The 22,529-nt window shown below is 67.8% G+C and carries 19 protein-coding genes; 6 read left to right on the top strand and 13 right to left on the bottom strand.

All coding sequences use genetic code 11. From position 1 onward, the window contains the following. Nucleotides 1-32 precede the first annotated feature (32 nt). A complete protein-coding gene (locus BWQ93_RS07800) occupies nucleotides 33-443 on the top strand; it encodes a PRC-barrel domain-containing protein (protein ID WP_077030038.1) in 411 nt (136 codons plus the stop codon). Between the two features lie 25 nt (nucleotides 444-468). Here the strand turns inward: BWQ93_RS07800 and BWQ93_RS07795 are convergent, their stop codons facing one another. From BWQ93_RS07795 to BWQ93_RS07780, 4 genes are all read right to left on the bottom strand, one after another. Beyond that, the gene (locus BWQ93_RS07795) at nucleotides 469-2,544 is read right to left on the bottom strand and encodes an amidohydrolase family protein (RefSeq protein WP_077030037.1); all 2,076 of its coding nucleotides are present in this window, start codon (nucleotides 2,542-2,544) and stop codon (nucleotides 469-471) included. A gap of 98 nt (nucleotides 2,545-2,642) precedes the next feature. Then, on the bottom strand, nucleotides 2,643-2,951 hold the full coding sequence (locus tag BWQ93_RS07790; protein ID WP_077030036.1) for a DUF952 domain-containing protein: 309 nt from the start codon (nucleotides 2,949-2,951) through the stop codon (nucleotides 2,643-2,645). Further along, a complete protein-coding gene (gyrA, locus tag BWQ93_RS07785) occupies nucleotides 2,948-5,674 on the bottom strand; it encodes a DNA gyrase subunit A (RefSeq protein ID WP_077030035.1) in 2,727 nt (908 codons plus the stop codon). The genes BWQ93_RS07790 and gyrA overlap by 4 nt, the downstream gene beginning before the upstream one ends. An 82-nt stretch (nucleotides 5,675-5,756) precedes the next feature. Then, nucleotides 5,757-6,464 (bottom strand): SDR family NAD(P)-dependent oxidoreductase, encoded by a 708-nt coding sequence (locus tag BWQ93_RS07780; protein WP_077030034.1) that lies wholly within the window; start codon nucleotides 6,462-6,464, stop codon nucleotides 5,757-5,759. A 110-nt stretch (nucleotides 6,465-6,574) separates the two neighbouring features. Here BWQ93_RS07780 and BWQ93_RS07775 point away from each other — a divergent pair, with 110 nt between their 5' ends. Genes BWQ93_RS07775 through BWQ93_RS07765 form a run of 3 tightly spaced genes read left to right on the top strand, consistent with a single transcriptional unit; the run spans nucleotide 6,575 to nucleotide 10,194 of the window. After that, nucleotides 6,575-7,786 carry a hypothetical protein gene (locus BWQ93_RS07775; protein WP_077030033.1) on the top strand — a complete coding sequence of 404 codons (1,212 nt, stop codon included), beginning with the start codon at nucleotides 6,575-6,577 and terminating at the stop codon, nucleotides 7,784-7,786. 60 nt (nucleotides 7,787-7,846) lie between these two features. After that, nucleotides 7,847-8,815: a hypothetical protein gene (locus tag BWQ93_RS07770; RefSeq protein WP_077030032.1), complete on the top strand. Its 969-nt coding sequence runs from the start codon at nucleotides 7,847-7,849 to the stop codon at nucleotides 8,813-8,815. Next, entirely contained in the window at nucleotides 8,812-10,194 is a 1,383-nt protein-coding gene (locus tag BWQ93_RS07765) for a sensor histidine kinase (protein ID WP_077030031.1), read from the top strand. The genes BWQ93_RS07770 and BWQ93_RS07765 overlap by 4 nt, the downstream gene beginning before the upstream one ends. Before the next feature lie 58 nt (nucleotides 10,195-10,252). On the opposite strand, the gene BWQ93_RS07760 is transcribed toward BWQ93_RS07765, so the two are convergent. Beyond that, on the bottom strand, nucleotides 10,253-11,536 hold the full coding sequence (locus BWQ93_RS07760) for a citrate synthase (protein WP_077030030.1): 1,284 nt from the start codon (nucleotides 11,534-11,536) through the stop codon (nucleotides 10,253-10,255). A 38-nt stretch (nucleotides 11,537-11,574) separates the two neighbouring features. Continuing rightward, on the bottom strand, nucleotides 11,575-13,029 hold the full coding sequence (gene gltX / locus BWQ93_RS07755; RefSeq protein WP_077030029.1) for a glutamate--tRNA ligase: 1,455 nt from the start codon (nucleotides 13,027-13,029) through the stop codon (nucleotides 11,575-11,577). A gap of 70 nt (nucleotides 13,030-13,099) precedes the next feature. Here gltX and BWQ93_RS07750 point away from each other — a divergent pair, with 70 nt between their 5' ends. Further along, complete coding sequence (locus BWQ93_RS07750) at nucleotides 13,100-15,247, top strand: ComEC/Rec2 family competence protein (RefSeq protein WP_077030028.1); 2,148 nt, start codon at nucleotides 13,100-13,102, stop codon at nucleotides 15,245-15,247. On the opposite strand, the gene lexA is transcribed toward BWQ93_RS07750, so the two are convergent. The 3 genes from lexA to moaC form a co-directional block, all read right to left on the bottom strand. Beyond that, a complete protein-coding gene (lexA, locus tag BWQ93_RS07745) occupies nucleotides 15,201-15,884 on the bottom strand; it encodes a transcriptional repressor LexA (protein WP_077030027.1) in 684 nt (227 codons plus the stop codon). The genes BWQ93_RS07750 and lexA overlap by 47 nt on opposite strands. A gap of 65 nt (nucleotides 15,885-15,949) precedes the next feature. Continuing rightward, nucleotides 15,950-17,140 (bottom strand): molybdopterin molybdotransferase MoeA, encoded by a 1,191-nt coding sequence (locus BWQ93_RS07740; RefSeq protein ID WP_077030026.1) that lies wholly within the window; start codon nucleotides 17,138-17,140, stop codon nucleotides 15,950-15,952. Then, the gene (gene moaC, locus BWQ93_RS07735) at nucleotides 17,137-17,610 is read right to left on the bottom strand and encodes a cyclic pyranopterin monophosphate synthase MoaC (RefSeq protein WP_077030025.1); all 474 of its coding nucleotides are present in this window, start codon (nucleotides 17,608-17,610) and stop codon (nucleotides 17,137-17,139) included. Before moaC ends, BWQ93_RS07740 begins: the two co-directional genes overlap by 4 nt. Before the next feature lie 197 nt (nucleotides 17,611-17,807). Here moaC and BWQ93_RS07730 point away from each other — a divergent pair, with 197 nt between their 5' ends. Next, entirely contained in the window at nucleotides 17,808-18,824 is a 1,017-nt protein-coding gene (locus BWQ93_RS07730; RefSeq protein WP_077030024.1) for an alpha/beta hydrolase, read from the top strand. A gap of 44 nt (nucleotides 18,825-18,868) precedes the next feature. On the opposite strand, the gene trpC is transcribed toward BWQ93_RS07730, so the two are convergent. From trpC to BWQ93_RS07710, 4 genes are all read right to left on the bottom strand, one after another. Beyond that, entirely contained in the window at nucleotides 18,869-19,660 is a 792-nt protein-coding gene (gene trpC, locus BWQ93_RS07725) for an indole-3-glycerol phosphate synthase TrpC (protein WP_077030023.1), read from the bottom strand. After that, nucleotides 19,657-20,655 (bottom strand): anthranilate phosphoribosyltransferase, encoded by a 999-nt coding sequence (trpD, locus tag BWQ93_RS07720; RefSeq protein WP_077030022.1) that lies wholly within the window; start codon nucleotides 20,653-20,655, stop codon nucleotides 19,657-19,659. Before trpD ends, trpC begins: the two co-directional genes overlap by 4 nt. Continuing rightward, the gene (locus tag BWQ93_RS07715; RefSeq protein WP_077030021.1) at nucleotides 20,652-21,242 is read right to left on the bottom strand and encodes an anthranilate synthase component II; all 591 of its coding nucleotides are present in this window, start codon (nucleotides 21,240-21,242) and stop codon (nucleotides 20,652-20,654) included. The genes trpD and BWQ93_RS07715 overlap by 4 nt, the downstream gene beginning before the upstream one ends. A 220-nt stretch (nucleotides 21,243-21,462) precedes the next feature. After that, entirely contained in the window at nucleotides 21,463-22,524 is a 1,062-nt protein-coding gene (locus BWQ93_RS07710; RefSeq protein WP_077030020.1) for an alpha/beta fold hydrolase, read from the bottom strand. Nucleotides 22,525-22,529 lie beyond the last annotated feature (5 nt).

The following is a 22,529-nucleotide window of genomic DNA, read 5'->3' as shown; positions in this document are numbered from 1 at the left end:
TTCGGATGTTTTGGGGAGGAAGAGGAGCTCCCATGGCCGAAAAAATCGAACCCACCCAGCTGTTGATTCAATCGAACAAGGTCGATGTCATGCCCGTCAAGACGCGCGATGGCGACAAGCTGGGATCGGTATACGCCTATATGATCAACAAGCGGACCGGGCAGACCGCCTATGCGATCCTGTCGATCGGTGGGTTTCTAGGCATGGGAAAGGCCTATTATCCGCTGCCGTTCTCGCTACTGGCATTCGAACCGACGTCCGACGCCTATGTCGTCACGATCGACCGGCGCGTGTTGGAAGGTGGCCCGAGCTGGGCCGCCAATCCGCCGATCTTCGACCAGGCCTATGCCGACCGCGTCGCCAGCTATTATCAGGTCGAGCGCGAGGATTTGACGCTTGGCGGGGCCGCAGCGGTCCATCCGACCGGCGGATTGGCAGGCTGAACGTCGCCGCAAGCGCTGGCGCGGATTACTTCGGCCGCCCGCTATATCCCGCCGCCTTGCGCAACTCATCGGCATCCATCACATAGCCGTCGCTGACCACCGTCACCACACGCCGCAGCGCGCCGAGGTCGGTCGATGCGTCGCCGTCTACCAGCACCATATCGGCCTCCTTGCCCACCGCAATCGAGCCAGTGCGTTTGTCGGCGCCGACCACGCGGGCGGGGAGGATGGTGGCGCTCTGGATCGCCTCGGCGGGGGTGAAGCCCGCCTGTTTGTAGATTTCGAGCTCGCGGATCAGCTCGATCCCCCAGCCGTCGGTGCCCGCCACGATCGGCACGCCCGCCTTGTGCAGGCGGCCGACAAGGTCGACCAATTTCGCATAGCTCTTGCGGTAATCGTCGCGCGTATAACCCTCGACCAGCGGATAGCCGCCGGATGTAAACGCGGACCGTTCGATGACGGGCGAGACGATGCCCATATAGGGGGCGTAGGCGGGGTGGGGCTTGCCGCCGTCCTGCGTTAGCATGCCTTCGAAGATGACGATCGTCGGGTCGACGATGGTCTTTTTCGCGGCGAGGTCGGCAACGAAGCCCTTCATCAGCGGCGCGTCGAGGTCGACGTCCTTGAAGAAGCGCGCAGGCCCCTCCATTCGCTGGCGCGTGTTCGCCTTGTCGATCACCTCGCGCGGCATCGATTCCATGACGACGAAATTGAGGTGGGTGAGCTCGTCATAGCCCGCGGCGACCGCCTCGCTGGGCTTCATCGTGGCGGGGACATGGCCGTGGACGTGGAGGCCGAGCCGGTGCGCCTCGGCGGCGGCGGGGGCGATCCACGCGGGGTTCATCGAGGTGTAGAATTTGACGCCCCAGAGGCCCGCATCCTTGACGCGGCGGACCGCGGCGACGGCTTCGTCGGCGCTGCTGACGACCTCGGCGCCCTGCGCGGCCAGCGGGTCCTTCCGGTCGATGATGACCGAGATGAAGGGTTCGCCCATCAGCAGGCTGCCGTCGGCGCGGCGCTTCGTCGCCTCGACCGCGCGGTCGAAGGTGGTGCCGGGGCTGCGGAAGCTGGTGATGCCGTTCGCCATGTTCGACAGCACGTCCCAGTCGTCGCCGATGTGGAGGTGGCTGTCCCAGATGCCGGGGACGAGCGTCTTGCCCTTGCCGTCGATGACGCGCCCGCCCGCGGGGGCCTTGAGCGAGCCCGCGGCGCCGATCGCGGCGATCTTGCCGTCCGCTGCCAGCACGGCGCGGGCGGTGAGGAATTCGCCCTTGTCGGCGTCGAACAGCTGGACATTGTCGAACAGCACCGGGGCCTTGGCGGCGGGGGTGAGGAAGCGTTTGGCAACGCCGGCGACGGCCTCGGCGGTCGCGGCTTCCTGCGCGTTGCGGAGCTGCTTGAGCGCGCCCTCATAGCCTGCGGGGATCGTCGAGATATAGCTGATGTCGGCGAAATAGCGCTTCTGCTCGTCGAGCCAGACGGGGAGCGGCGAGGGGAGGATACCGTGCATGAAGGCGAGCTGGACGGTCTTGGGGCCGTTCGGCCCCTGGATGGTCTGCGTGCCCGCGAGCGTCAGGCGGCCCTTGCCGCTGGGCAGGAAGGAAAGCCCGGCGTCGCCCGCCGCGGCGAGCGCGTCGATCAGCGGCGCGCCCGCGATGCCGACGCCGCCCGCGGGGATATACCAGCCCCCGGCGGGCGCCTCGCCGCTGTCGTTCGCGGTCTTCCACGTCGCGCGGCCGTCGGTGACGCGATACTCCTCGGCGGCGTCGCCCGCGATGGTGACGCCGCGCACCGTGGTCGCGGCGACCGTGCCGTCGGGGGCGAAGCTGGTGACCTGGTCCATCTCGGTGATCCAGCCGCGCAGTTCCTGCGACCAGCGATAGGCGGTGCGGCCGTCGGCAAGCTGCCAGCGCCACTGGTCGCCATGCTTGCCGGCTTCCGAAACGACGACATAATGCGCCGCGTCGGCGGGGGGCTTGAGCAATTCTTCCTTGGGAACGGGCTTCGACGCCGCCGCGGGGGCGGGGGCCGCGTCATGCGCGAAAGCGGGAAGCGTGGTGGTCGAGGCCAGCAGGGCGGCGGTCAAAAGCAGGCGCATCATATTCTCCCCTGTGCGCGGTAAAGCGCGACAATGGATGGAGAATTTCGGCGCACGAAGCAAGATGCGACGGGCGGCGGACGCGCGTCGATGAAAACCGCTCAGTCGCGCTTCTGCAACCCGATCACCGCGTGCATCGGCAGCTCGGCGTAGATGTGCGGGAAGAGGTCGCCGCCGCGCGCAGGTTCCCAGCGGACGCTGTCGCCGAGGCAGGCGAGGTCGATCTCGGCGATCATCAGCCCGTTATGGCCCGCGAAATATTTGGCGATCGTCGCCTCGAGCTGTTCGGCGGTCGAGAGGTGGATATAGCCGTCGGCGATATCCACCGGGGCGCCGCGGAACACGCGTTCGCGTTCGAAATCGGCCCATTGCTGTGCGGTGAGCACCTTGAAGGCCGTGGGCGCCGTCATTCCGACGGCGCCTCGGTCACCGGGGTTTCGGGCGCATCTTCGCCCTCATCCTCGTCGCTGTCCTCGATCAGCGCCGCCGAGACGACATGCTCGTCGTTGGCGACGTCGAACAGCCGCACGCCCGCTGAGCCGCGGCCGATGACGCGCATCGAATCGAGGCCCATGCGGATGAGCTTCGCCTGGTCGGTGACGAGCATCAGCTGGTGCACCTTCGTAGCGGGGAAGCTCGCGACGACGGGGCCGTTGCGCGCGATATTGTCGATGTTGGTGATCCCCTGGCCGCCGCGGCCGGTGCGGCGATATTCATAGGCCGAGGACAGCTTGCCATAGCCATTGGCGCAGACGGTGAGGATGAACTCCTCGCGTGCCGCGAGTTCGGCCATCCGCTCGGCGGGCAGCGTCGGTTCGTTCTCATTGTCCTTCCACGGCGCGGCACGGAGATAAGCCTCGCGCTCTTCGCTGGTCGTGCCGACCTTGTGCAGGATCGAGAGCGAGATCACCTCGTCGCCGCCCGCAAGCCGCATACCGCGCACGCCGGTCGAATCGCGGCTCTGGAATTCGCGCACCTCGTTGCCTGCGAAGCGGATCGCCTTGCCCTGGCGCGTCGCGAGCAGGACATCGTCGCCTTCGTCGAGCAAGGCGACCCCGATCAGCCGGTCGTCTTCGTCCTCGCCCTCGAACTTCATCGCGATCTTGCCGGCCGTGCGAATGCTGGTGAAGGCGTCCATGCTGTTACGACGCACATTGCCCTTTGCGGTTGCAAACATGACGTGCAGCGCGCCCCATTCGCCCTCGTCCTCGGGCAGCGGGAGCACTGTCGAGATCGTCTCGCCGGTCGCGAGCGGCAGCAGGTTGATCATCGGGCGGCCGCGCGTCGCGGGTCCGCCCTCCGGCAGGCGCCACACCTTCATGCGATAGACCTTGCCCGCGGTCGAGAAGAAGAGCACCGGCGTGTGCGTCGAGGTGACGAACAAATTGGTGACGACATCCTCGTCCTTGGTCGCCATGCCCGCGCGGCCCTTGCCGCCGCGGCGCTGGGCGCGGAAGGTCTCGAGCGGCGTGCGCTTGATATAGCCGTCGAGAGTGACGGTCACGACCATCTCCTCGCGCTCGATCAGATCCTCGTCGTCGATGCCGTCGGCGGCGGGGGCGACGATCGTGCGGCGCGGCTTGGCGAACTCGTCGCGCACCGCGACGAGTTCCTCGCGCATCACGCCATAGAGTTTGACGCGGTCGGCGAGGATCGAAAGCAGTTCCTCGATCTCGGCCGCCAACTCCCCGAGTTCCTTGCCGATTTCGTCGCGGCCGAGCGCGGTGAGGCGGTGGAGGCGGAGGTCGAGGATCGCCTTCACCTGGACTTCGGACAGGCGGTAGGAGGTGCCTTCCTCGGCCTCGCCCTCGATCGCCTCGACGAGACGGATATAGGGCGCAATCTCGCCGATCGGCCATTCGCGTGCGAGCAGCGCTTCGCGCGCGGCGGCGGGCGAGTTCGAGCCGCGAATGATGCGGACGACTTCGTCGAGATTGCTGACCGCGACGACGAGGCCGAGCAAGATATGCGCGCGGTCGCGCGCCTTGCCGAGCTGATATTTGCAGCGGCGGGTGATGACCTCTTCGCGGAACTCGATGAAGGCCGAAAGAATGTCCTTCAGCCCCATCATCTCGGGGCGGCCGCCGCGGATCGCGAGCATGTTCGCGGGGAAGCTCGACTGTGCCGGCGTGTGGCGCCAGAGCTGGTTGAGCACGACGTCGGCGGTCGCATCGCGCTTCAGCTCGATCACGACGCGCACGCCCTCGCGGTTGGTTTCGTCGCGGATGTCGGCGACGCCCTCGATGCGCTTGTCGCGCGCCGCCTCGGCGATCTTCTCGACCAGGCCGGACTTGCCGACCTGGAAGGGAATCGACGTCAGAACAATCGATTGGCGGTCGTTCCTGCCTTCCTCGATCACATGCGTCGAACGCATCATGATCGAACCGCGGCCGGTCGAATAGGCATTGCGCGCACCGCCCTGGCCCAGCATCATTGCGCCGGTCGGGAAGTCGGGACCGGGGACGATCGCCATCAGTTCCTCGAGCGTCAGCGCTTCTCCGCCCGCGAGCTGGCGATCGATCATCGCAAGGGTCGCGTCGATGATTTCGCCGAGGTTATGCGGCGGGATGTTGGTCGCCATGCCGACCGCGATGCCGCCGGCGCCATTGACGATCAGATTGGGATAGCGCGCGGGCAGGACGGTCGGTTCGCTTTCCGACCCGTCATAGTTCGGCTGGAAATCGACGGTATCCTTGTCGAGGTCGTCGAGCAGGGTGATCGCGACCTTGGCGAGGCGCGATTCGGTGTAGCGCATCGCCGCCGGCGGATCGGGATCCATCGAACCGAAATTGCCCTGGCCGTCGATCAGCGGGACGCTCATCGACCAGTCCTGCGTCATGCGGGCGAGCGCGTCGTAGATCGAACTGTCGCCGTGCGGGTGATATTTACCCATGACGTCGCCGACGATGCGCGCCGATTTGCGATAGGGCTTGCCGGCGACATAACCGCTTTCATAGGCCGAATAGAGGATGCGGCGGTGCACCGGCTTCAGGCCGTCGCGCACGTCGGGGAGCGCGCGGCTGACGATCACGCTCATCGCGTAATCGAGGTAGGACGTCTTCATCTCGTCGACGATGTTGATCGGCGAAATGCCGTCGTCGGGCGTCGGCGTAGGCGTATTTTCTTCGGTCAAGACCCGGCCTTTTTTCTGCTTTTCGGGAGGTGGGTTTCGTCTAGCCCAAGGCGCCCGGCAATGCCAGTGTTTCGCGCGCTTTTCAGGGGATAATTTCGCTTCCGTCCCATGCAAAAATTCGGCCGGTTTGCGGCGGCGTCAGCTGGTCGATCACGCGCAGCAGATGCGCGGCGGCGTCGGCCGGGCTGGTGAGCTGGCCGGCCGGAAGCGATCGCTGAAACGGCGCCGACAAGCCGGTATCCACGGTGCCCGGATGAAGCGCGATCACCAGCGCCTCGGGATTGCGCCGTGCCTCGGCGATGGAAAGCGTGCGGACCAGTTGGTGGAGCGCCGCCTTCGACGCGCGGTAGCTGTGCCAGCCGCCCGATCGATTGTCGCCGATGCTGCCGACCCGCGCCGACAGGATCGCAAGGACGGTTCGTCCCGAGCGCGGCATGATCGGCAGAAAATGCTTCGCCACCAGCGCAGGGCCGATCGCGTTCACGGCAAAATTATGCGCCATCCAACCCGGATCGATGTCGTCCAGCTTTTTTTCTGGACCATGCCGGCTATCGTGAAGCACGCCGCTCGCGACGAACACCATCTGCGGAACGGCGCCGCTGTTGCGGACCAGCGCGGCGGAGGCGGCCACCGATGCCTCCTCGGTAATATCGAGGGTCATCGGCGCGGCGAGCGACCGGCCAAATCCAAAGATGACGTCATGGCGCCGCGCACGCGCCAGCGCATCGCGCAAAGCGCCGCCGATCCCGCCGGAAGCGCCAATGACCACGACCGACCTGCTATTGCTCATGTCCGGCCCTCTATCATCGACCTCGCCGTCGCGGCAAGGCAGGCTTGCCAATCGTCGGCGACGCCATAAGAGGGACAGGCTGTGATCCATATTCAATCTCGCGTCCGCCAATGGCCCTGATCGCGCTGATCGGCGCGAGTGAGCATGTGCCCGACGGAGGGCTGCGCGCGCTCGTCACCGTCGCGGGCGAAACGCTGATCGAGCGGCAGGCGGCGCGGCTCGCCGATGCCGGTGTCACGCATATTGCTGTCGCGGTCGCTGCGGTGCCCGCCGACCTTATCGCGACCTGCGACCGTATTCGCCGCCGCGGCATGAAGGTGACCGCGGTGCGCGAGGCGAGCGACCTGCTGGCGCTGGTCGAGGGCGACGACCGGATCATCCTCGTTGCCGACGGGCTACGTGCGGGAGGCACGCACTATGCGGCGATCGCCAAGCCGGGATCGCCCGCGATCCTGGTCACCGGTGATACGGTGCTGACGCAGGGTTTCGAGCGCATCGACGCGACACGCCGCTGGGGCGGGCTCGCCAGCATTTCGGACCATATGGTGCGCGAACTCGCCGAGATGCCGGGCGAGTGGGACATGATCCTGACCTTGCTGCGCATGGCGGTGCAGGCGGGCGCGCGGCGGCTCTATTGCGAGCCCGCGCTGTTCGAGCAGGGCGAGATCGCGATCGTCATCGATCGCCCGACCGCGGCGCTGATCGAGCAATCGAGCCTGCAGCGCGTCGAATATGGCGGCATGGGGCTCGGTCGGTCGGCGATCATGATGCCCGTGGTGCGGCTCTTGGGCCCGTTGCTGGTGAAGTCGTCGGCGACCGCGCGCTACCTGCCCTATGTCACCGGCCTGCTGTGGATCGCGGTCGCGGCGCTGGCGGCGAACGGGCTGGCCGCGGCGGGGGCGCTGGTCGCGATCCTCGGCGGCTTCGGCCTCGCGGCGATGCGCTTCGTCGCGGCGTTCCGCGCCGAAAGCGCGACGCAGGACCGGGTGCGCCACCTGATCCGCAGCTTCGCCTGGCTGCTGCTCGCGCTCTTTCCGTGGCTCGTCGCGCTCGGCGGCGTACGTCACGACATGCCGCCCTTTTCGGAGGCGGCGCTGGCCCCGTGCCTGGCCGCGGCGATCCTGCTCGCACGCTGGCTGTACGAGGATTCAGGCGAACGGCGGCGTTTCCACTGGCTGCTGCCCGACGCCGACCAGGCGTGGATGATGTTGGCCCCGGCGCTGATTTTCGGCTTCGCGCCCCTGATGTTCGCGATCTTGCCGCTGCTCGCGCTGTTCCAGATATTGCTGTGGGTGCGCCTCGCGCGGCGGCCCGAGGGCTGACCAATCGCCGCGATCAAGGTTTAGTCGGCATTAACGCCAAGCTGCTATGCGCGAGTGAAGATGGCTGAGACCCCTCTCTTTTCGCAGCTGGCGTCGGTGAATCCGGCGCTGTCGGCGCGCCTGAAGGAAAGCGCGGCTTTCCTCGCCGCGCCCGCGGCGACGCGATTGTCCGAGGAGCAGCGCGCGCTGGTCCTCGGGATCGCGCGGCGGCTGGTCGAGAGCGTCGCCCGCCTGCTGGGCGGCGCGGTCGATTCGCGCGCCTTGTGGGACGATTGGGCGGCGCAGGGCCTTCCTGGTGCGGCTCAGCTTTCGAGCCTGTGCTTCGCGCGCGCCGAGGAGCATCGCTGGCGGAACCAGCCGGTGCAGGACGTCGGCGAGGCGCCGCCGCCGCGCGTGATCTCCTCCGACGCCGCGATCGACGTACCGGTTGCAGCCGAAGATCCGCCGTCGGCGATCGACCGCGCCTATCTGGCGTTGCAGATCGCCGACCGGCGGCGTTTCGACGCGCTGGGGCACCCGCGCATCGCGATCGACGATATGGACCTCGACCTGCTTCGCGCGCTGCTGCTCGACATCGCGGCCTGGGCTTTGGTCCAGGCGGGCAAGGATAGTGCGGAAGCCGCGCGGCTGGGCGAAGCCGTGCGCGGCGCGCTGGCGCAGCACCGCCCCGAACGCGGGATCGACCGCGCCGCGGCCGATTATCATGCGGCACTGTCGGACGCAGGAACGCTCGCCGACAGCGCGGCGGCGGCGATTGCGCGCCATGACTGGGCGAGCTTCATCGCGCTTGCCGCGGCGACGCACAAATATCGCTACGACGCGATGGCGCTGGCACTGATAACCGCCGAACCCGCGCAGCTGGCGCCGATGCTCGCGCCGTTGCTGCGCGACCAGGCGGCGCTGGTGTCGCTCGAGGGATCGCTGGTGATGCTGCCGGGGCGCGCCGTCGCGAGCGCCGCGCCCGACGATTATACCGCGGCATTGCAGGCGCGCGCGGCGCGGTTCGGCGAAACGGAAGGCGCGGCATGATGGCGGAGCGCGTCATTCGCGGCCGCATCGACCGCGGCGGCAACCTCGTCAGCGGCGACGCGCCGTTGCTGCGGCTGCAGCAGCGCGCGGGCGGCGGCGAAGGCAGGCCGCTGGCGCTGCCCAATTTGGCGCGGCTCGTCGCGCTGGCGCAACGGTTGCAGCGCGAGATCAGCCGGCCTTTGATCGCGGCCGACGACCATAGCGACATCCATGCGCTGGTGCGCATCCTGCCCGATGCCGAGGGTGCGACGCTGGAGATCAGCGACTGGCGCACGCGGCCGGTGATGCAGTCGCAGATTCCGCCGGTGACCGAGGCCGCGGCGGTTTCGCCGCGCGCGTGGATGTGGGAAAGCGACGTCCAGCTGCGGTTGATCGCGCTGATCGCCGGCGCCGAGGCCGACCCCGTCCCGGCCGAGTGGGAGGGGCGGTCGCTGTCCGAGCTTTTCGAATTGCAGCCCGACGCCGATGGGCATTTTGCGGTGCTGCGCGCGCTGGCGCGGCAGGCGCGCTTCGCCGGGCAGCTGGTGCGCACCGACGACGGCAAGGGCGGGCGGATGGCGATGACGCTGGCCGCTGAGCCCCTGTTCGACGCGACCGGGGGCTTCACGGGCTTTCGCGGCACCGTGCTGCCCGACGACGCGCCCCAGCCGACGTCGGCCCCTGCGGCCCTTACCGATCCCGCCTTCGGCTCGCTGCCGCTGTCCGATCCCGCCTTTGGGCGGCGGATCGACGGTGCGTTGCGCGGCCCGCTGGCACGTATCACCGCAACCGCCGAGACGATCTCGGGCCAGTTCGACGGACCGATCCGCGCCGATTATGCGCGCTACGCCGGCGATATCGCGCATGCCGGGCGGCACCTGTTGGGGCTGGTCGACGATTTGGCCGACCTCCAGAATATCGAGCGGCCCGGGTTCAAGGCGGCGCGCGACGAGATCGACCTCGGCGACCTCGCGCGGCGCGCGGTGGGCCTGCTCGGGATGAAGGCCGAGGAAAAGGGCATCCGCATCGACGCGCCGCCGGTCGACGACAAGATGCCCGCGACGGGCGAGTTCCGCCGCGTGTTGCAGGTGCTGCTCAATCTGCTCGGCAATGCGATCCGCTATTCGCCCGAGGATTCGATGATCTGGATCCGCCTCGACCGCGATGGCGACCGCGCGACGGTCACCGTCGCCGACCAGGGGCAGGGGATCGATGCCGCGCAGCAGGCGGTGGTGTTCGAGAAATTCGAGCGGCTGGGCCGCACCGACAGCGGCGGATCGGGGCTGGGCCTCTATATCGCGCGGCGGCTGGCGCGGGCGATGGAGGGCGACCTGACGGTGGACAGCGCGCCGGGTCAGGGGGCGCGGTTTACGCTGAGCTTGCCGGCGCGCGACACCTGAATCGAAACGGCGGCGCAGTTTCCTGCACCGCCGTTCGAAATTCCCGTGCAACTAGCGTTTAGCGCTTGTCCACCGGCACATAGGCGCGCTGCGTCGGGCCCGTATAGAGCTGGCGCGGTCGGCCGATCTTCTGCGCGGGGTCGGAGATCATCTCGTTCCACTGCGCGACCCAGCCGACGGTGCGGGCGAGGGCGAAGAGCGCGGTGAACATCGTCGTCGGGAAGCCGATCGCCGACAGGATCACGCCCGAATAGAAATCGACGTTCGGGAACAGCTTCTTCTCGACGAAATAGGGGTCGTTCAGCGCCATTTCCTCGAGCTGCAGCGCGACCTCGAACACCGGGTCGTTGACCTTGAGCGCTTCGAACACCTCGCGCACGGTCTTCTGCATTACCGTCGCGCGCGGGTCGTAATTCTTGTACACGCGGTGGCCGAAGCCCATCAGGCGGAACGGATCGTCCTTGTCCTTGGCGCGCGCGATATATTCGGGGATGCGTTCGGGACGGCCGATTTCGCGCAGCATGTTGAGCGCGGCTTCGTTGGCTCCCCCGTGCGCGGGACCCCACAGGCAGGCGATGCCCGCGGCGATGCACGCGAAGGGATTGGCGCCCGACGAGCCCGCGAGGCGGACGGTCGAGGTCGACGCATTCTGCTCGTGATCGGCGTGGAGGATGAAGATGCGGTCGAGCGCGCGCTCGACCACGGGGTTCACAACATATTCCTCGGCCGGCACGCCGAAGGTCATGCGCAGGAAATTGCCGGTGTAGGAGAGGTCGTTGCGCGGATAGACGAAGGGCTGGCCGACCGAATATTTATACGCCATTGCCGCGATCGTCGGCATCTTCGCGATCAGCCGGTGGCTGGCGATCATGCGCTGGCGCGGATCGTGGATCTCGGTCGAGTCATGGTAGAAGGCGCTGAGCGCGCCGACGACGCCGCACATCACCGCCATCGGATGCGCGTCGCGGCGGAAGCCGCGGTAGAAGGTCGCGAGCTGCTCGTGCAGCATCGTGTGGCGGGTGATTGTATTGTCGAAGTCGGCGAGTTCGTCGGCGCTCGGCAGTTCGCCGTTGAGGAGGAGGTAGCAGACCTCCATGAAGCTCGAATGTTCGGCCAGCTCGCCGATCGGGTAACCGCGGTGGAGGAGGACGCCCTCGTCGCCGTCGATATAGGTGATCTCCGATTCGCAGCTCGCCGTCGAGGTGAAGCCGGGGTCGTAGGTGAAGGCGCCGGTCTGGGCGTAAAATTTGCGGATATCGACGACGTCGGGGCCGACGGTGCCTTTGAGCACCGGATTGTCGACGGTCGTGTCGCCCAGGGTGATTTTCGCAGTTTCGGTCATGTCATTCCCCTGATCTTGCGGCGGGAGAGTTGCGGTGGCTACGCCCCTGCCGGATTATTGTGCGCTGCGTCAAGTCGCGCCAGGCTGGCATCGCGGCCCAGCAGCAGAAGCACGTCGAAAATACCCGGCGATACGGTGCGCCCGGTAAGGGCCGCCCGCAGCGGCTGGGCCAGTTTCCCCAGCCCGACGCCGGCCGCTTCGCTTTCCTCGCGAACCGCGGCCTCCACCAATTCTTGCGACCATGTCGGCAGCGCGCGCAAACGATCGGCGATCGATGCGAGCATCCCCTCCGGCGTGTCCCTTAGCACCGCCGCGGCCTTGTCGTCCATCGCCAGCGGTTCGGGGACGAAGAGGAAGGTCGCACCGTCGGCGATCTCGTGCAGCGTCTTGGCGCGCGGCTTGAGCGCGGGCATCGCCTGCGCCAGAAGATCCTGCTCGGCGGCGGTCAGGTCGCGGCCGAGAAGCTTCCCCGTCATCGGCGCGACGAGCGCGGCGAGGCGGGTGTCGTCGGCTTCGCGGAGATAATGGCCGTTAAGATTTTCGAGCTTCTTGAAATCGAAGCGCGAGGGCGAGCGGCCGACATGGTCCAAGTCGAACCACTCGGTCGCCTGTTCGCGGCTGATGATCTCGTCGTCGCCATGCCCCCAGCCGAGGCGGAGGAGATAATTGTTCACCGCCTCGGGCAGATAGCCCATTTCGTCGCGATAGGCCTCGACCCCGAGCGCGCCGTGGCGCTTCGACAATTTGGCGCCGTCGGCGCCGTGGATCAGCGGGACGTGCGCATAGACCGGGCGCCGCCAGCCCATCGCGTCGATGAGGGCCAATTGACGGAAGGCGTTGTTGAGATGGTCGTCGCCGCGGATCACGTGGGTGACGCCCATGTCGTTGTCGTCGACGACCACGCTCAGCATATAGGTTGGCGTGCCGTCGCTGCGCAGCAGGACGAAGTCGTCGAGCTCGGCGTTCTGGACGGTGACCTCGCCCTGCACCTTGTCGTGGATCGTTTCGGCACCGTCCTGCGGCGCGCGCAGGCGCACGACGTGCGGGACCGACGGGTCGCCGTCGTCGCGATCGCGCCACGGGCTGCGGACGCGGAAGGGCAGGCGCTTTTCCTGCGCCTCGGCGCGCATCGCGGCGAGTTCGTCCTGCGTCAGGTAGCAGTGATAGGCGGCGCCCTTGGCGAGCAGTTCGTGCGCGACTTCGGCGTGGCGGTCGGCGCGCGCGAACTGGAACACGGTCTCGCCGTCCCAATCGAGGTCGAGCCACTGCATGCCGTCGAGGATCGCGTCGATGGCGGTGTCGGTCGAACGCGCGCGGTCGGTATCCTCGATGCGCAGCAGGAACTTGCCGCCATGGTGGCGCGCGAACAGCCAGTTGAACAGCGCGGTGCGCGCGCCGCCGATATGCAGGAAACCCGTGGGCGACGGGGCGAAGCGCGTGACCACGTCGGCGCCGGTCGCTTCGGATGGAATTGCTTGATTTTCGGTTGCCACCACGGCCTCTTTCACTCACTTTGCCGGTCCCGGCGAAGGTCCGGGGGCGGGGTTCGGGGGTGCCCCTAGCATGGCGACAAGGCCGCTTCAAACGCCCATTGGTCCGGCGGTCGCGGCGGCGATGCGGCGGCTGTCCGAAAGCATCGAGGCGCGGCTCGACGCCGAGCGCGAGCGGATCGCGCTGTGGCTGCCGGTCATGCTGGGAGCGGGGATCGCGGCCTGGTTCGCCTTGCCGACAAAAATGCACTGGATCGGGCTGTTGCTGGCGCTTGCGGCGCTGGCGCTCGTCGGACTGCTCGCCGGGTGGCAGCGGCGCGCGGGGCGGATGCTGGTCCTCGGCAGCGCGGTCGCGGCGGCGGGGATGCTGCTGATCTGGGGCCGCGCGCTGTGGGTCGAAGCGCCGGTGCTCGCGGCGCCCGTGGTGACGCAATTTTCAGGGGTGGTCGAGAGTGTCGAGCCGCTACCGGCGAAGGGCCAGGTGCGGCTGATCCTGCGTCCGCACGGCCGCCCCGACCTGCCGCCGCGGGTGCGGCTGACCGCCGACGGGGTGCAAGGCGACGGGATCGCGCCGGGCGAGGCGGTCGGGCTGCGCGTGCGGCTGATGCCGCCGCCGGCGGCGAGCCTGCCCGGCGGCTATGATTTTGCCCAGCGCGCCTGGTTCGATCGGCTGGGCGCGGTAGGAACCGTGATGGGCGAGATACGCCGTGCGCCGGGGGCGGGACAGGGCGAGCAGACGCTGCGCGCGCGGCTGAGCAGCCATATCCATAAGCAGATCGACGGATCGCCGGGCGGCATCGCCGCGGCGCTGGTCGCGGGCGACCGCGGCGCGATCGACCCCGCCGACGAGGAAGCGATGCGACGGAGCGGGCTCGCGCATCTGCTGTCGATCAGCGGGCTGCATGTGACGGCCGTGGTCACATTTGCGATGCTGCTCGCGATGCGGCTGTTGGGCTTGAGCCGTCGGCTCGCGCTCGGCGGTTATTTGCTGCCGCTCGCTGCTGCCTGCGCGGCGTTGGTGGGGGGCGGTTATACCTTGCTCGCGGGAGCCGAGGTGCCGACCTTGCGTTCGTTTATCGCGGCGCTGCTGGTGCTGGTGGCGATCCTGCTCGGGCGTGAGGCGCTGACCTTGCGGCTGGTCGCGGCGGGGGCGCTGATCGTGCTGCTGTGGCGGCCCGAGGCGCTGGCGGGGCCGAGCTTCCAGCTGAGCTTCGCGGCGATCACTGCGATCGTCGCGCTGCACGAGGGGCGCTGGATGCAGCGGTTCATGGCGCGGCGCGAGGAGGGCTGGCCGCGGCGGCTGGGGCGCGGGATCGTGGGGCTGGTGATCACCGGGCTGGTGGTCGAGGTCGCGCTGGCGCCGATCGCGCTGTTCCACTTCCACAAGGCGGGACTTTACGGCGCGCTCGCCAATGTCGTCGCGATCCCGCTGACCACTTTCGTGATCATGCCCGCCGAGGCGCTGGCCTTGCTGTTCGACGCTGTGGGGCTCGGTGCGCCCTTCTGGTGGGTAGCCGAGCAGGCGCTGAAGCTGCTGATCTGGCTGGCGCACAGCGTCGCCGATGCACCGGGGGCGGTCGCGACGCTGCCGGTGTTTCCGCCCTGGGGCTTCGGGCTCGCGGTGTTTGGGGGGCTGTGGCTGCTGTTGTGGCAGACCGGCTGGCGGCGCTGGGGCGCGGTGCCGTTGCTCGCGGGCATGGCGGTGCTCTTCGTCCAGCCGCGCCCCGACCTGCTGGTGACGAGCGACGGCAAGCATGTCGCGGCGGCGCTTCCCGATGGCAGCTATGCGCTGCTGCGTGACCGCGCGGGCGATTATGTGCGCGATTCGGTGGCCGAGGCGGCGGGGATCGACGCGCCGCTGGGGGCGCTCGCCGAGCTCGACCATGTGATATGCAACCGCGACTTCTGCCGCTGGACGCAGCGTGGGCGGACGATCCTCGCGGCGCGCGGGCGCGACCGGATCGAGGGGAGCGAGATGGCCGCGGCGTGCGCGGCGGCCGATGTCGTGATCAGCGATCGCTGGCTGCCGCGCGAATGCGTCGGGCGCTGGCTGACGATCGACCGCGACAGTCTGGGGCAGACCGGCGGGCTCGCGCTTTATCTGGGCGAACCGCCGCGCGCAGCGGCCAGTCTACGTGCGGGCGACGAACATCCGTGGCGCCGCCCGCCGCAGGTCAGTGGTAACGACGAAGCAATCCCGACAATTTCCCCTGCACCATGACGCGCTCGGCCTCGTAGCGCTGCGGCTCATAGGCGCTGTTCGCGGGGTCGAGGCGGATCATCTTGCCCTCGCGGCGGAAATATTTGAGCGTCGCGTCCTGTCCGTCGACGAGCGCGACGACGATGTCGCCCTCGCGCGCGGTGCTGACCTTCTGGATCAGCGCATAGTCGCCGTCGAAGATGCCCGCCTCGACCATCGAGTCGCCCGAGACCTCGAGCGCATAATGTTCGCCCGCGCCGAGCAGCGCGGCGGGGACAGCGAGATTATTATGCTCTTCGAACGCCTCGATCGGCACGCCGGCGGCGATCTTGCCGTGCAGCGGGACCTCGACGATGTCGTTTGCGGCGATCGGGCGTATGGCGGGGGCGGGCTTGCGCAGGGGCACGACATTGTCGCTATCGCCCCGCACAGGAGCCTTGCCACCTTCGGGAAGCTTGACCACTTCCAGTGCGCGGGCACGATTGGGGAGCCGGCGCAGGAAACCGCGCTCCTCCAATGCGCTGATGAGGCGGTGAATTCCCGACTTGGACTTGAGACCCAGCGCTTCCTTCATCTCCTCGAACGAGGGCGAGATGCCACTCGCGTCGAGCTTTTGCTGGATGAAGTGGAGCAGTTCATGCTGCTTGGCGGTCAACATCGGGCGTTCTCCATGATGCCGGTTTCGGACATAAGGAGAACGATAATGGAACAGATGCGAACTTGTCAAGCGATGTCGATATAGGCGGCCATGTTTCCGGCGGCGCGCGGTGCGGCGTCGATCTCGCGCAGGACGAGCGCGGTCGCGGCAGCGAGCGGGAAAGTGCGGCCGCTGTCCTGACTTTCGAAGACCGCGAGGCCGCCGTCCTGGAGCCGCGCGCGCAGATAGTCGCGACGCTTGCCCCCGGGGCCGAGGGCGGCGAGCAGCGGCGCGTGGCGGATATCGGGGAGCGGCGCGGCGGCGCCCGCGAGATGGCGGACGAGCGGGATCAGGAAGAGCGTCGCGGTGACGAAGGCCGACGACGGGTTGCCCGGCAGGCCGAGCAGCAGCGCGTCGCCGAGCGTTCCGGCGATCAGCGGCTTGCCGGGGCGCATCGCGATCTTCCAGAAATCGAGCGTGCCGCCGGCATCGTCGAGCGCGCCGCGGACATGGTCGTGGTCGCCGACCGAGGCGCCGCCGATGGTGACGATGACGTCGTGACGTCGCGCCAAATCCTTCAGAACCTTGGATAAAGTATCGCGGTCGTCGCGGATGTGGAGCGGCAGGCCGACGACTGCGGGCTCGGCAGTGAGCATCGCGCCGAGCATCGTGCCGTTGCTGTCGGGGATCTGGCCGGGGGCGAGCGCGCGGCCCGGCTGGACCAGTTCGTCGCCGGTGGTGAGGATCGCGACGCGCGGGCGGCCCCCGACGACAAGCTGTGCTCCGCCGCCCATGATCGCGGCGGCGATCGCACCGGGGGTCAGGCGGCTGCCCGCGGCGACGAGCGTCGCGCCGTTGGCAAAATCGCTCGCGCGGTCGCGGACATGCTGGCCGGAGAGCGTCGGGCCGGGGTCCGTCAGCGTCAGCGTGGTGCCCTGGACCGCGACATCTTCCTGGATGAGGATGGTATCGGCGCCCTCGGGCAGCGGCGCGCCGGTGAAGATGCGCACCGCTTCGCCGGGCCCGAGCGGCGCGGCGGCGATGGCGCCTGCGGCGACTTCCCCGGCGACGGCCCAGGGGCCGGGCAGGTCGGCGTGGCGGATCGCATAACCGTCCATCGCCGAGAGCGGCGCGGCGGGCTGGTCGCGTCGCGCGACGACGTCTTCTGAAAGATAGCGGCCAAGCGCTTCGGAAAAAGCGACTTTTTCCGGTGCGAGCGGCGCGCGAAGCGCGAGCAGGCGCGCTTGGGCTTCCTCGACCGGGAGCAGCTTGCTCATGCTGCGGACCAGTTGCCCGAGCGGCCGCCGCTTTTTTCGAGCAGGCGGATGTCGCCGATCACCATCGCACGATCGAGCGCCTTGGCCATGTCGTAGAGCGTGAGCAAAGCGACCGAGGCGGCGGTGAGCGCCTCCATCTCGACCCCGGTGGGACCGGTGGTCGCGGCGGTGGCAGTGACCGCGATCCCGTCGCCCAGCCATTCGAAGCCGACGCCGACCTTGCTCAGCGCGAGCGGGTGGCAGAGCGGGATGAGGTCCGACGTGCGCTTGGCGGCCATGATGCCCGCGATACGCGCGGTCGAGAGGACGTCGCCCTTGGGCGCGTTGCCGCTGCGGATCGCTTCGAGCGCTTCGGGCGACATGGTGATGCGCCCGGCGGCGACGGCGCGGCGCTGCGTCGCGGGCTTGGCGCCGACATCGACCATATGCGCGGCGCCGCTGTCGTCGAGATGAGTCGGTTTGAGCGTCATGCCGGGGAGCGAAGCAAGGCGGGGAGCGAAAGGCAAGGGGAATGGATGCACGTGGCCCCGCGGCAACCTCCTCGCCTTCATCCACACTATTGGACCCACATGCTTGTGGAGAAATCGCAGACGGCCGTTGCCCGGGCATCCGCAACGAGGATAGTCTCGACCGTGCGACCAGCGGTTTGCGCCTTTCGAAACAGGAGATGAGTTTGTCACGCTTGCGCTTCGTCATTCCCTCGCTCCTGATTGCGAGCTGTCTGACCGGACCGGCTGGTGCGCAGGCGGGCAAGACCGGCGGGGTGCCCGCCAGGATCGACATTCCGAAAGTCGAAAAGGAGGGCGTGTGGCAACCGACAGCCGACGGCATACAGGTGCCGCTATGGCCTGCGCACGTCCCGCTCGCAAAGCCGGATACCGGCGATCATCCCGAAGCAACCGGCAATGGCTCCCCCCTGGTCGGCGGCAGGCCGTGGCATTGGGCCAGCTATGTCACGCGGCCGACGATGACGATCTATCGGCCGAAAGGGCGCAATAGAGGCACGACGATGCTGGTGTTGCCAGGCGGCGGATTCCACGCAGTGGCGACCGATCTGGAAGGCACCGAGATTTGCGAGTGGGTCGTTCGGCAGGGTATGACCTGCGCCCTGCTGAAATACCGGACGCCGCAAGTGTGGCCGAAGGAAAAGGGGAAACAGCAGCGACCGAAGATCCTCCTGGGTCTGGAAGACGCCCAGCGCGCGATGGGGCTGTTGCGGGAGCGGGCCGCGACCTACGGCGTCGAGCCGAACAAGATCGGCGTCATCGGTTTTTCGGCTGGCGCGTATCTCGCGGCGAATATGAGCAACACCGAGGAGCGCACCTATCCGCCGGCCGACGCGGCAGACGGCCAATCCCCGCGGCCCGACTTTGCCATCATCGCCTATACCGCGCGCATGCTGGATAACAGCAAGGGGGGGAACAGCCTGGAACTACAACCATGGGTCGAGATCAGCGCGAAGGCGCCGCCGACGTTGATCATCCACGCCATGGACGATCCCGTCGACGATATCCGGCAGGCGATGGCCTATGCGCTGGCCCTGAACGACGCGGGGGTGCCGGTCGATATGCGTCTGTACGCGAAGGGCGGTCACGCCTTCGGGATGCGGCCGACCGCCGATCCGATCACCACCGAATGGCCAGGGCAGGTCGAGCAATGGCTGCATAGCCTCGGGATGTTTTGATGCGGGATCTGCGCCGGAGGCTGACTGCCGGCTGACCGCCCTAATCAGCTGCGGTCCTGCAGCAACGCCTTCGTCGCTGCGGTCACGTCGGCCTGCCGCATCAGGCTTTCGCCGACGAGGAAGGTTTTCACGCCGCTCGCCGACAGGCGCTGGCAGTCGGCGTGGGTGGCGATGCCGCTTTCGCCGACGAGCAAGGTGCCGGCGGGAACCAGTTTCGCGAGGCGTTCGGTGACCGCGAGGTCGGTTTCGAAGGTCTTGAGGTCGCGGTTGTTGACGCCGATCAGGCGCGACTGAAGCTGGTTCAGTGCGCGATCGAGTTCGGCTTCGTCGTGGACTTCGACGAGGACGTCCATGCCGCGCTCGAACGCCGCGGCTTCGATCTCGCGCATGGTGCCGTCTTCGAGCGCGGCGACGATGATCAGGATCGCGTCGGCGCCGATCGCGCGCGCTTCGGCCACCTGCCAGGGGTCGATCATGAAATCCTTGCGCAGCACGGGCAGGTTGCAGGCCGTGCGCGCGGCGATCAGATATTCTTCATGGCCCTGAAAATAAGGCGCGTCGGTGAGGACCGACAGGCAGGCGGCGCCGCCGGCTTCGTAGGCGCGGGCGTGATCGGCGGGGTTGAAATCGTCGCGAATCAGTCCCTTGGAGGGCGAAGCTTTCTTGATTTCGGCGATCAGCGCGAATTTGCCCGCGTCGATTTTCGCCTGCAACGCCTTGTGGAAACCGCGCACGGGGCCGGCGTCGATCGCGTCGAGATCGGCGATGCTGCGCGACTGGCGGCGTTCGGCGACTTCTTCGGCCTTGGTTGTAAGGATTTGGGTGAGCTTATTCATTTGTACGCGATCCAGCAGTCGAGCAACGTGTTGGCCAGGCCCTTGTCGATGGCTTCGGCGGCTTCCTCGGCGCCCTCGGCGCGCGTTTCGACCGCACCCGCGACGAGGAGGGCTTCGGCGGCGTTGTAGAGCACCGCGTCGCGATAGGCGCCGCGCTCGCCCTGGAGCAGCGCGCGGAGGGCCTTGGCGTTGAATTCGGCGTCGCCGCCGCGCAGGTCTGCGAGCGGGCGCGTCGGCAGGCCGGCGTCGGCGGCGTGGCTGCGCTGCATGACGACACCCCCGGGGGTCACCACCGCGACCTCGTTGCCGCCCGCGAGCGACAGTTCGTCGAGGCCTTCGTCGCCCGAAATCACGCGCGAATGCTCGGTGCCGAGCCGGTGCAGCGCCTCGGCATAGACCGCGACATAGGCGGGGCGCGCGATGCCGACGAGCTGGCGCGTAACGCGCGCGGGGTTGGCGAGCGGGCCCATCAGGTTGAAGATGGTGCGGCGGCCGATCGCGCGGCGGATCGGCATGATGCGCTTCATCGCCGGGTGGCGCGTGCCGGCGAAAAGGAAGCTGATGCCGAGGTCGGCGAGCTGCGCTTCGGCCATGCGGTCGGCGCGGTCCATGTCGAGGCCGAGCGCTTCGAGCGTGTCGGCGGCGCCCGATTTGGACGAAGCGGCGCGATTTCCGTGCTTTGCGACGGGAACTTCGCACGCCGCCACGACAATCGCGACCGCGGTCGAGACGTTCAATGTATGATGGCCGTCGCCGCCGGTGCCGCAGACGTCGATCGCGCCCGCGGGCGCCTTGATCGCGATCAGCCGGTCGCGCATCGCCTGCGCCGCGGCGGCGATCTCGACCATCGTCTCGCCGCGGTCGGAGAGCGCGGTCAGGAAGCCCGCGACATCGTCGTCGCTGCCGCCGCCGTCGAGCATCGTCGCAAAGGCATGTGCTGCCTCGTCATGATCCAGCAATTGCGCAGGATCGGGGAAGGGGCCGAAGCGGCTCATGCCGCCTGGCGTTCTTGTACCGGCAGGCCCGCGCTCGCCATGAAGTTCGCGAGCATCGCATGGCCATGTTCGGTGGCGATGCTTTCGGGGTGGAACTGGACGCCGTGGATCGGGAGGTCGGCGTGGCGGAAACCCATCACCGCGCCGTCGTCGCTGGTCGCGTTGATCAGCAGGCTCGGCGGAATGTCGACGACCTCGAGGCTGTGGTAGCGCGTCGCGGTCAGCGGCGAAGGCAGGCCGGCGAACAGCCCGCTGCCGTCGTGGCAGACGGGCGAGGTCTTGCCGTGCATCAGATGGCCGCGCTGGACGGTGCCGCCGAAATGCTGGCCGATCGCCTGGTGGCCGAGGCACACACCGAGCAGCGGCCGCGCGGCATCGGCGCAGGCGGCGACGAGGTCGAGGCTGATCCCCGCCTCATTGGGGGTGCAGGGGCCGGGCGAGATGAGGATCGCCTCGGCCCCGGTCGCGAGCGCCTCTGTGGCGGTCAGCGCGTCGTTGCGTTCGACGCGGACGTCGGCGCCCAGCTCGATCAGATAATGAACGAGGTTGAAGGTGAAGCTGTCGTAATTGTCGATGACGAGGATCATGGGGTGGGGCCGTAATGCGGGAAGCCGCGCGAGTGAAGCAATAAGTCGTATTGCGGCGGGGAGCAGGGGTTGGGGGCCTTTGATCCTCCCTGTCGCGAAGCGATGGGAAGGTGGCAGCGCGAAGCGCTGACGGAGGGGCTTTGGCGCTACCATGGCCGCCCCCCCACCACCCTTCGGGCGGTCCCCCTCCCCATGGCTTCGCCACAGGGAGGATTAGCAGCTACTCCGCCATCAGTTTCGCGAGGTCGTCCTTCCAGAATTTCGCCCAGGTGTGCGTGCTGTGACCCTTGGTCTCGGGGCTCGCGGGGATGAGGATGAACTTCGCGCGCTTCATGCGCGGGGCGGCTTTTTCGGTGATGCCATAGAGCGGCGGATTGATGAAATCGTCGGCGCTGTTGATCCAGAGCACGGGGACGGCGATCTTTTCGAGGTCCGCCCAGGGATTGTAGGTGCGCGAGCTTTCGAGCTGGTAGATCGTGTCGTTGGCGTCATTGCGGCCATAAATCCGCGCGAAGGCCTCATCCTTGTATTTTTCGGCGGCTTCGCGGGTCGGATATTGTGCCTGCAGCGCGTAGGGATTGGCGCCCGCGATCATGCTGAGCGAGGCCGCGGTGCGCAGGCCCGCGGTGGGGGGCTGGCTGTAATTGCCGTCGTTCCACGTCTGATCGGCCTTGATCGCGTCGATCGACAGCGTGCGCCACATCCGGTTCTGCCCCGCAATCTCGACCGGCAGGCAGGCGAAGGGCGCGAGGCGCTCGGCGAAGCCGGGGTAGGCCTCGCCCCAGACGAAGGCGTGCATGCAGCCCATCGAGGTGCCGAGGATGAGCTTTAGCTTGTTCACCCCCAGCTTCTTGGTGAGCAGGTGATGCTGCGCGGCGACCATGTCGGCATAGTCATATTTCGGGAATTTCATGCGCAGCCCGTCGCTGGGCTTTGACGAGCCGCCGTGGCCGATATTGTCGGGCAGGATGAGGTAATATTTCGACGTGTCGAGCGGCTGGCCGGGGCCGTAGAGCTCGTTGGCGAATTGCGGCTGGAAGAATTGCTTCCCGGTGCCGCCGGTGCCGTGGAGGATCATCACCGCGTTGGTGACATTGCCCGCCTTGTCGCGCTGCGGCGTGCCGAGCGTGGTGTAGTGGAGTTTGAGCTCGGGTAATTTCTCGCCGGTGGCGAAGGTGAAATCCTTGAGGATCGCGTCGGCTTCGGTGGCGCTTTCGACCTGGGCGTGAGCGGGAGTGGCGGCTGCGAGGAGCAGGGCGAGGTGGGCGATATATTTCAGCATGGGGC

This window comes from Sphingopyxis sp. QXT-31, assembly GCF_001984035.1.
Classification (GTDB): domain Bacteria; phylum Pseudomonadota; class Alphaproteobacteria; order Sphingomonadales; family Sphingomonadaceae; genus Sphingopyxis.
Note: the sequence above shows the minus strand (reverse complement) of the source record. Positions and strands in the feature narration are given on the sequence as shown.

What these genes read in the sequence shown, in the direction of transcription:
- BWQ93_RS07800 (WP_077030038.1), top strand. Translation starts at nt 33, where the DNA reads ATGGCCGAAAAAATCGAACCCACCCAGCTGTTGATTCAATCGAACAAG.
- BWQ93_RS07795 (WP_077030037.1), bottom strand. Translation starts at nt 2,544, where the DNA reads ATGATGCGCCTGCTTTTGACCGCCGCCCTGCTGGCCTCGACCACCACG.
- BWQ93_RS07790 (WP_077030036.1), bottom strand. Translation starts at nt 2,951, where the DNA reads ATGACGGCGCCCACGGCCTTCAAGGTGCTCACCGCACAGCAATGGGCC.
- BWQ93_RS07780 (WP_077030034.1), bottom strand. Translation starts at nt 6,464, where the DNA reads ATGAGCAATAGCAGGTCGGTCGTGGTCATTGGCGCTTCCGGCGGGATC.
- BWQ93_RS07775 (WP_077030033.1), top strand. Translation starts at nt 6,575, where the DNA reads ATGGCCCTGATCGCGCTGATCGGCGCGAGTGAGCATGTGCCCGACGGA.
- BWQ93_RS07770 (WP_077030032.1), top strand. Translation starts at nt 7,847, where the DNA reads ATGGCTGAGACCCCTCTCTTTTCGCAGCTGGCGTCGGTGAATCCGGCG.
- BWQ93_RS07765 (WP_077030031.1), top strand. Translation starts at nt 8,812, where the DNA reads ATGATGGCGGAGCGCGTCATTCGCGGCCGCATCGACCGCGGCGGCAAC.
- BWQ93_RS07760 (WP_077030030.1), bottom strand. Translation starts at nt 11,536, where the DNA reads ATGACCGAAACTGCGAAAATCACCCTGGGCGACACGACCGTCGACAAT.
- BWQ93_RS07750 (WP_077030028.1), top strand. Translation starts at nt 13,100, where the DNA reads ATGGCGACAAGGCCGCTTCAAACGCCCATTGGTCCGGCGGTCGCGGCG.
- lexA (WP_077030027.1), bottom strand. Translation starts at nt 15,884, where the DNA reads ATGTTGACCGCCAAGCAGCATGAACTGCTCCACTTCATCCAGCAAAAG.
- BWQ93_RS07740 (WP_077030026.1), bottom strand. Translation starts at nt 17,140, where the DNA reads ATGAGCAAGCTGCTCCCGGTCGAGGAAGCCCAAGCGCGCCTGCTCGCG.
- moaC (WP_077030025.1), bottom strand. Translation starts at nt 17,610, where the DNA reads ATGACGCTCAAACCGACTCATCTCGACGACAGCGGCGCCGCGCATATG.
- BWQ93_RS07730 (WP_077030024.1), top strand. Translation starts at nt 17,808, where the DNA reads ATGAGTTTGTCACGCTTGCGCTTCGTCATTCCCTCGCTCCTGATTGCG.
- trpC (WP_077030023.1), bottom strand. Translation starts at nt 19,660, where the DNA reads ATGAATAAGCTCACCCAAATCCTTACAACCAAGGCCGAAGAAGTCGCC.
- trpD (WP_077030022.1), bottom strand. Translation starts at nt 20,655, where the DNA reads ATGAGCCGCTTCGGCCCCTTCCCCGATCCTGCGCAATTGCTGGATCAT.
- BWQ93_RS07715 (WP_077030021.1), bottom strand. Translation starts at nt 21,242, where the DNA reads ATGATCCTCGTCATCGACAATTACGACAGCTTCACCTTCAACCTCGTT.
- BWQ93_RS07710 (WP_077030020.1), bottom strand. Translation starts at nt 22,524, where the DNA reads ATGCTGAAATATATCGCCCACCTCGCCCTGCTCCTCGCAGCCGCCACT.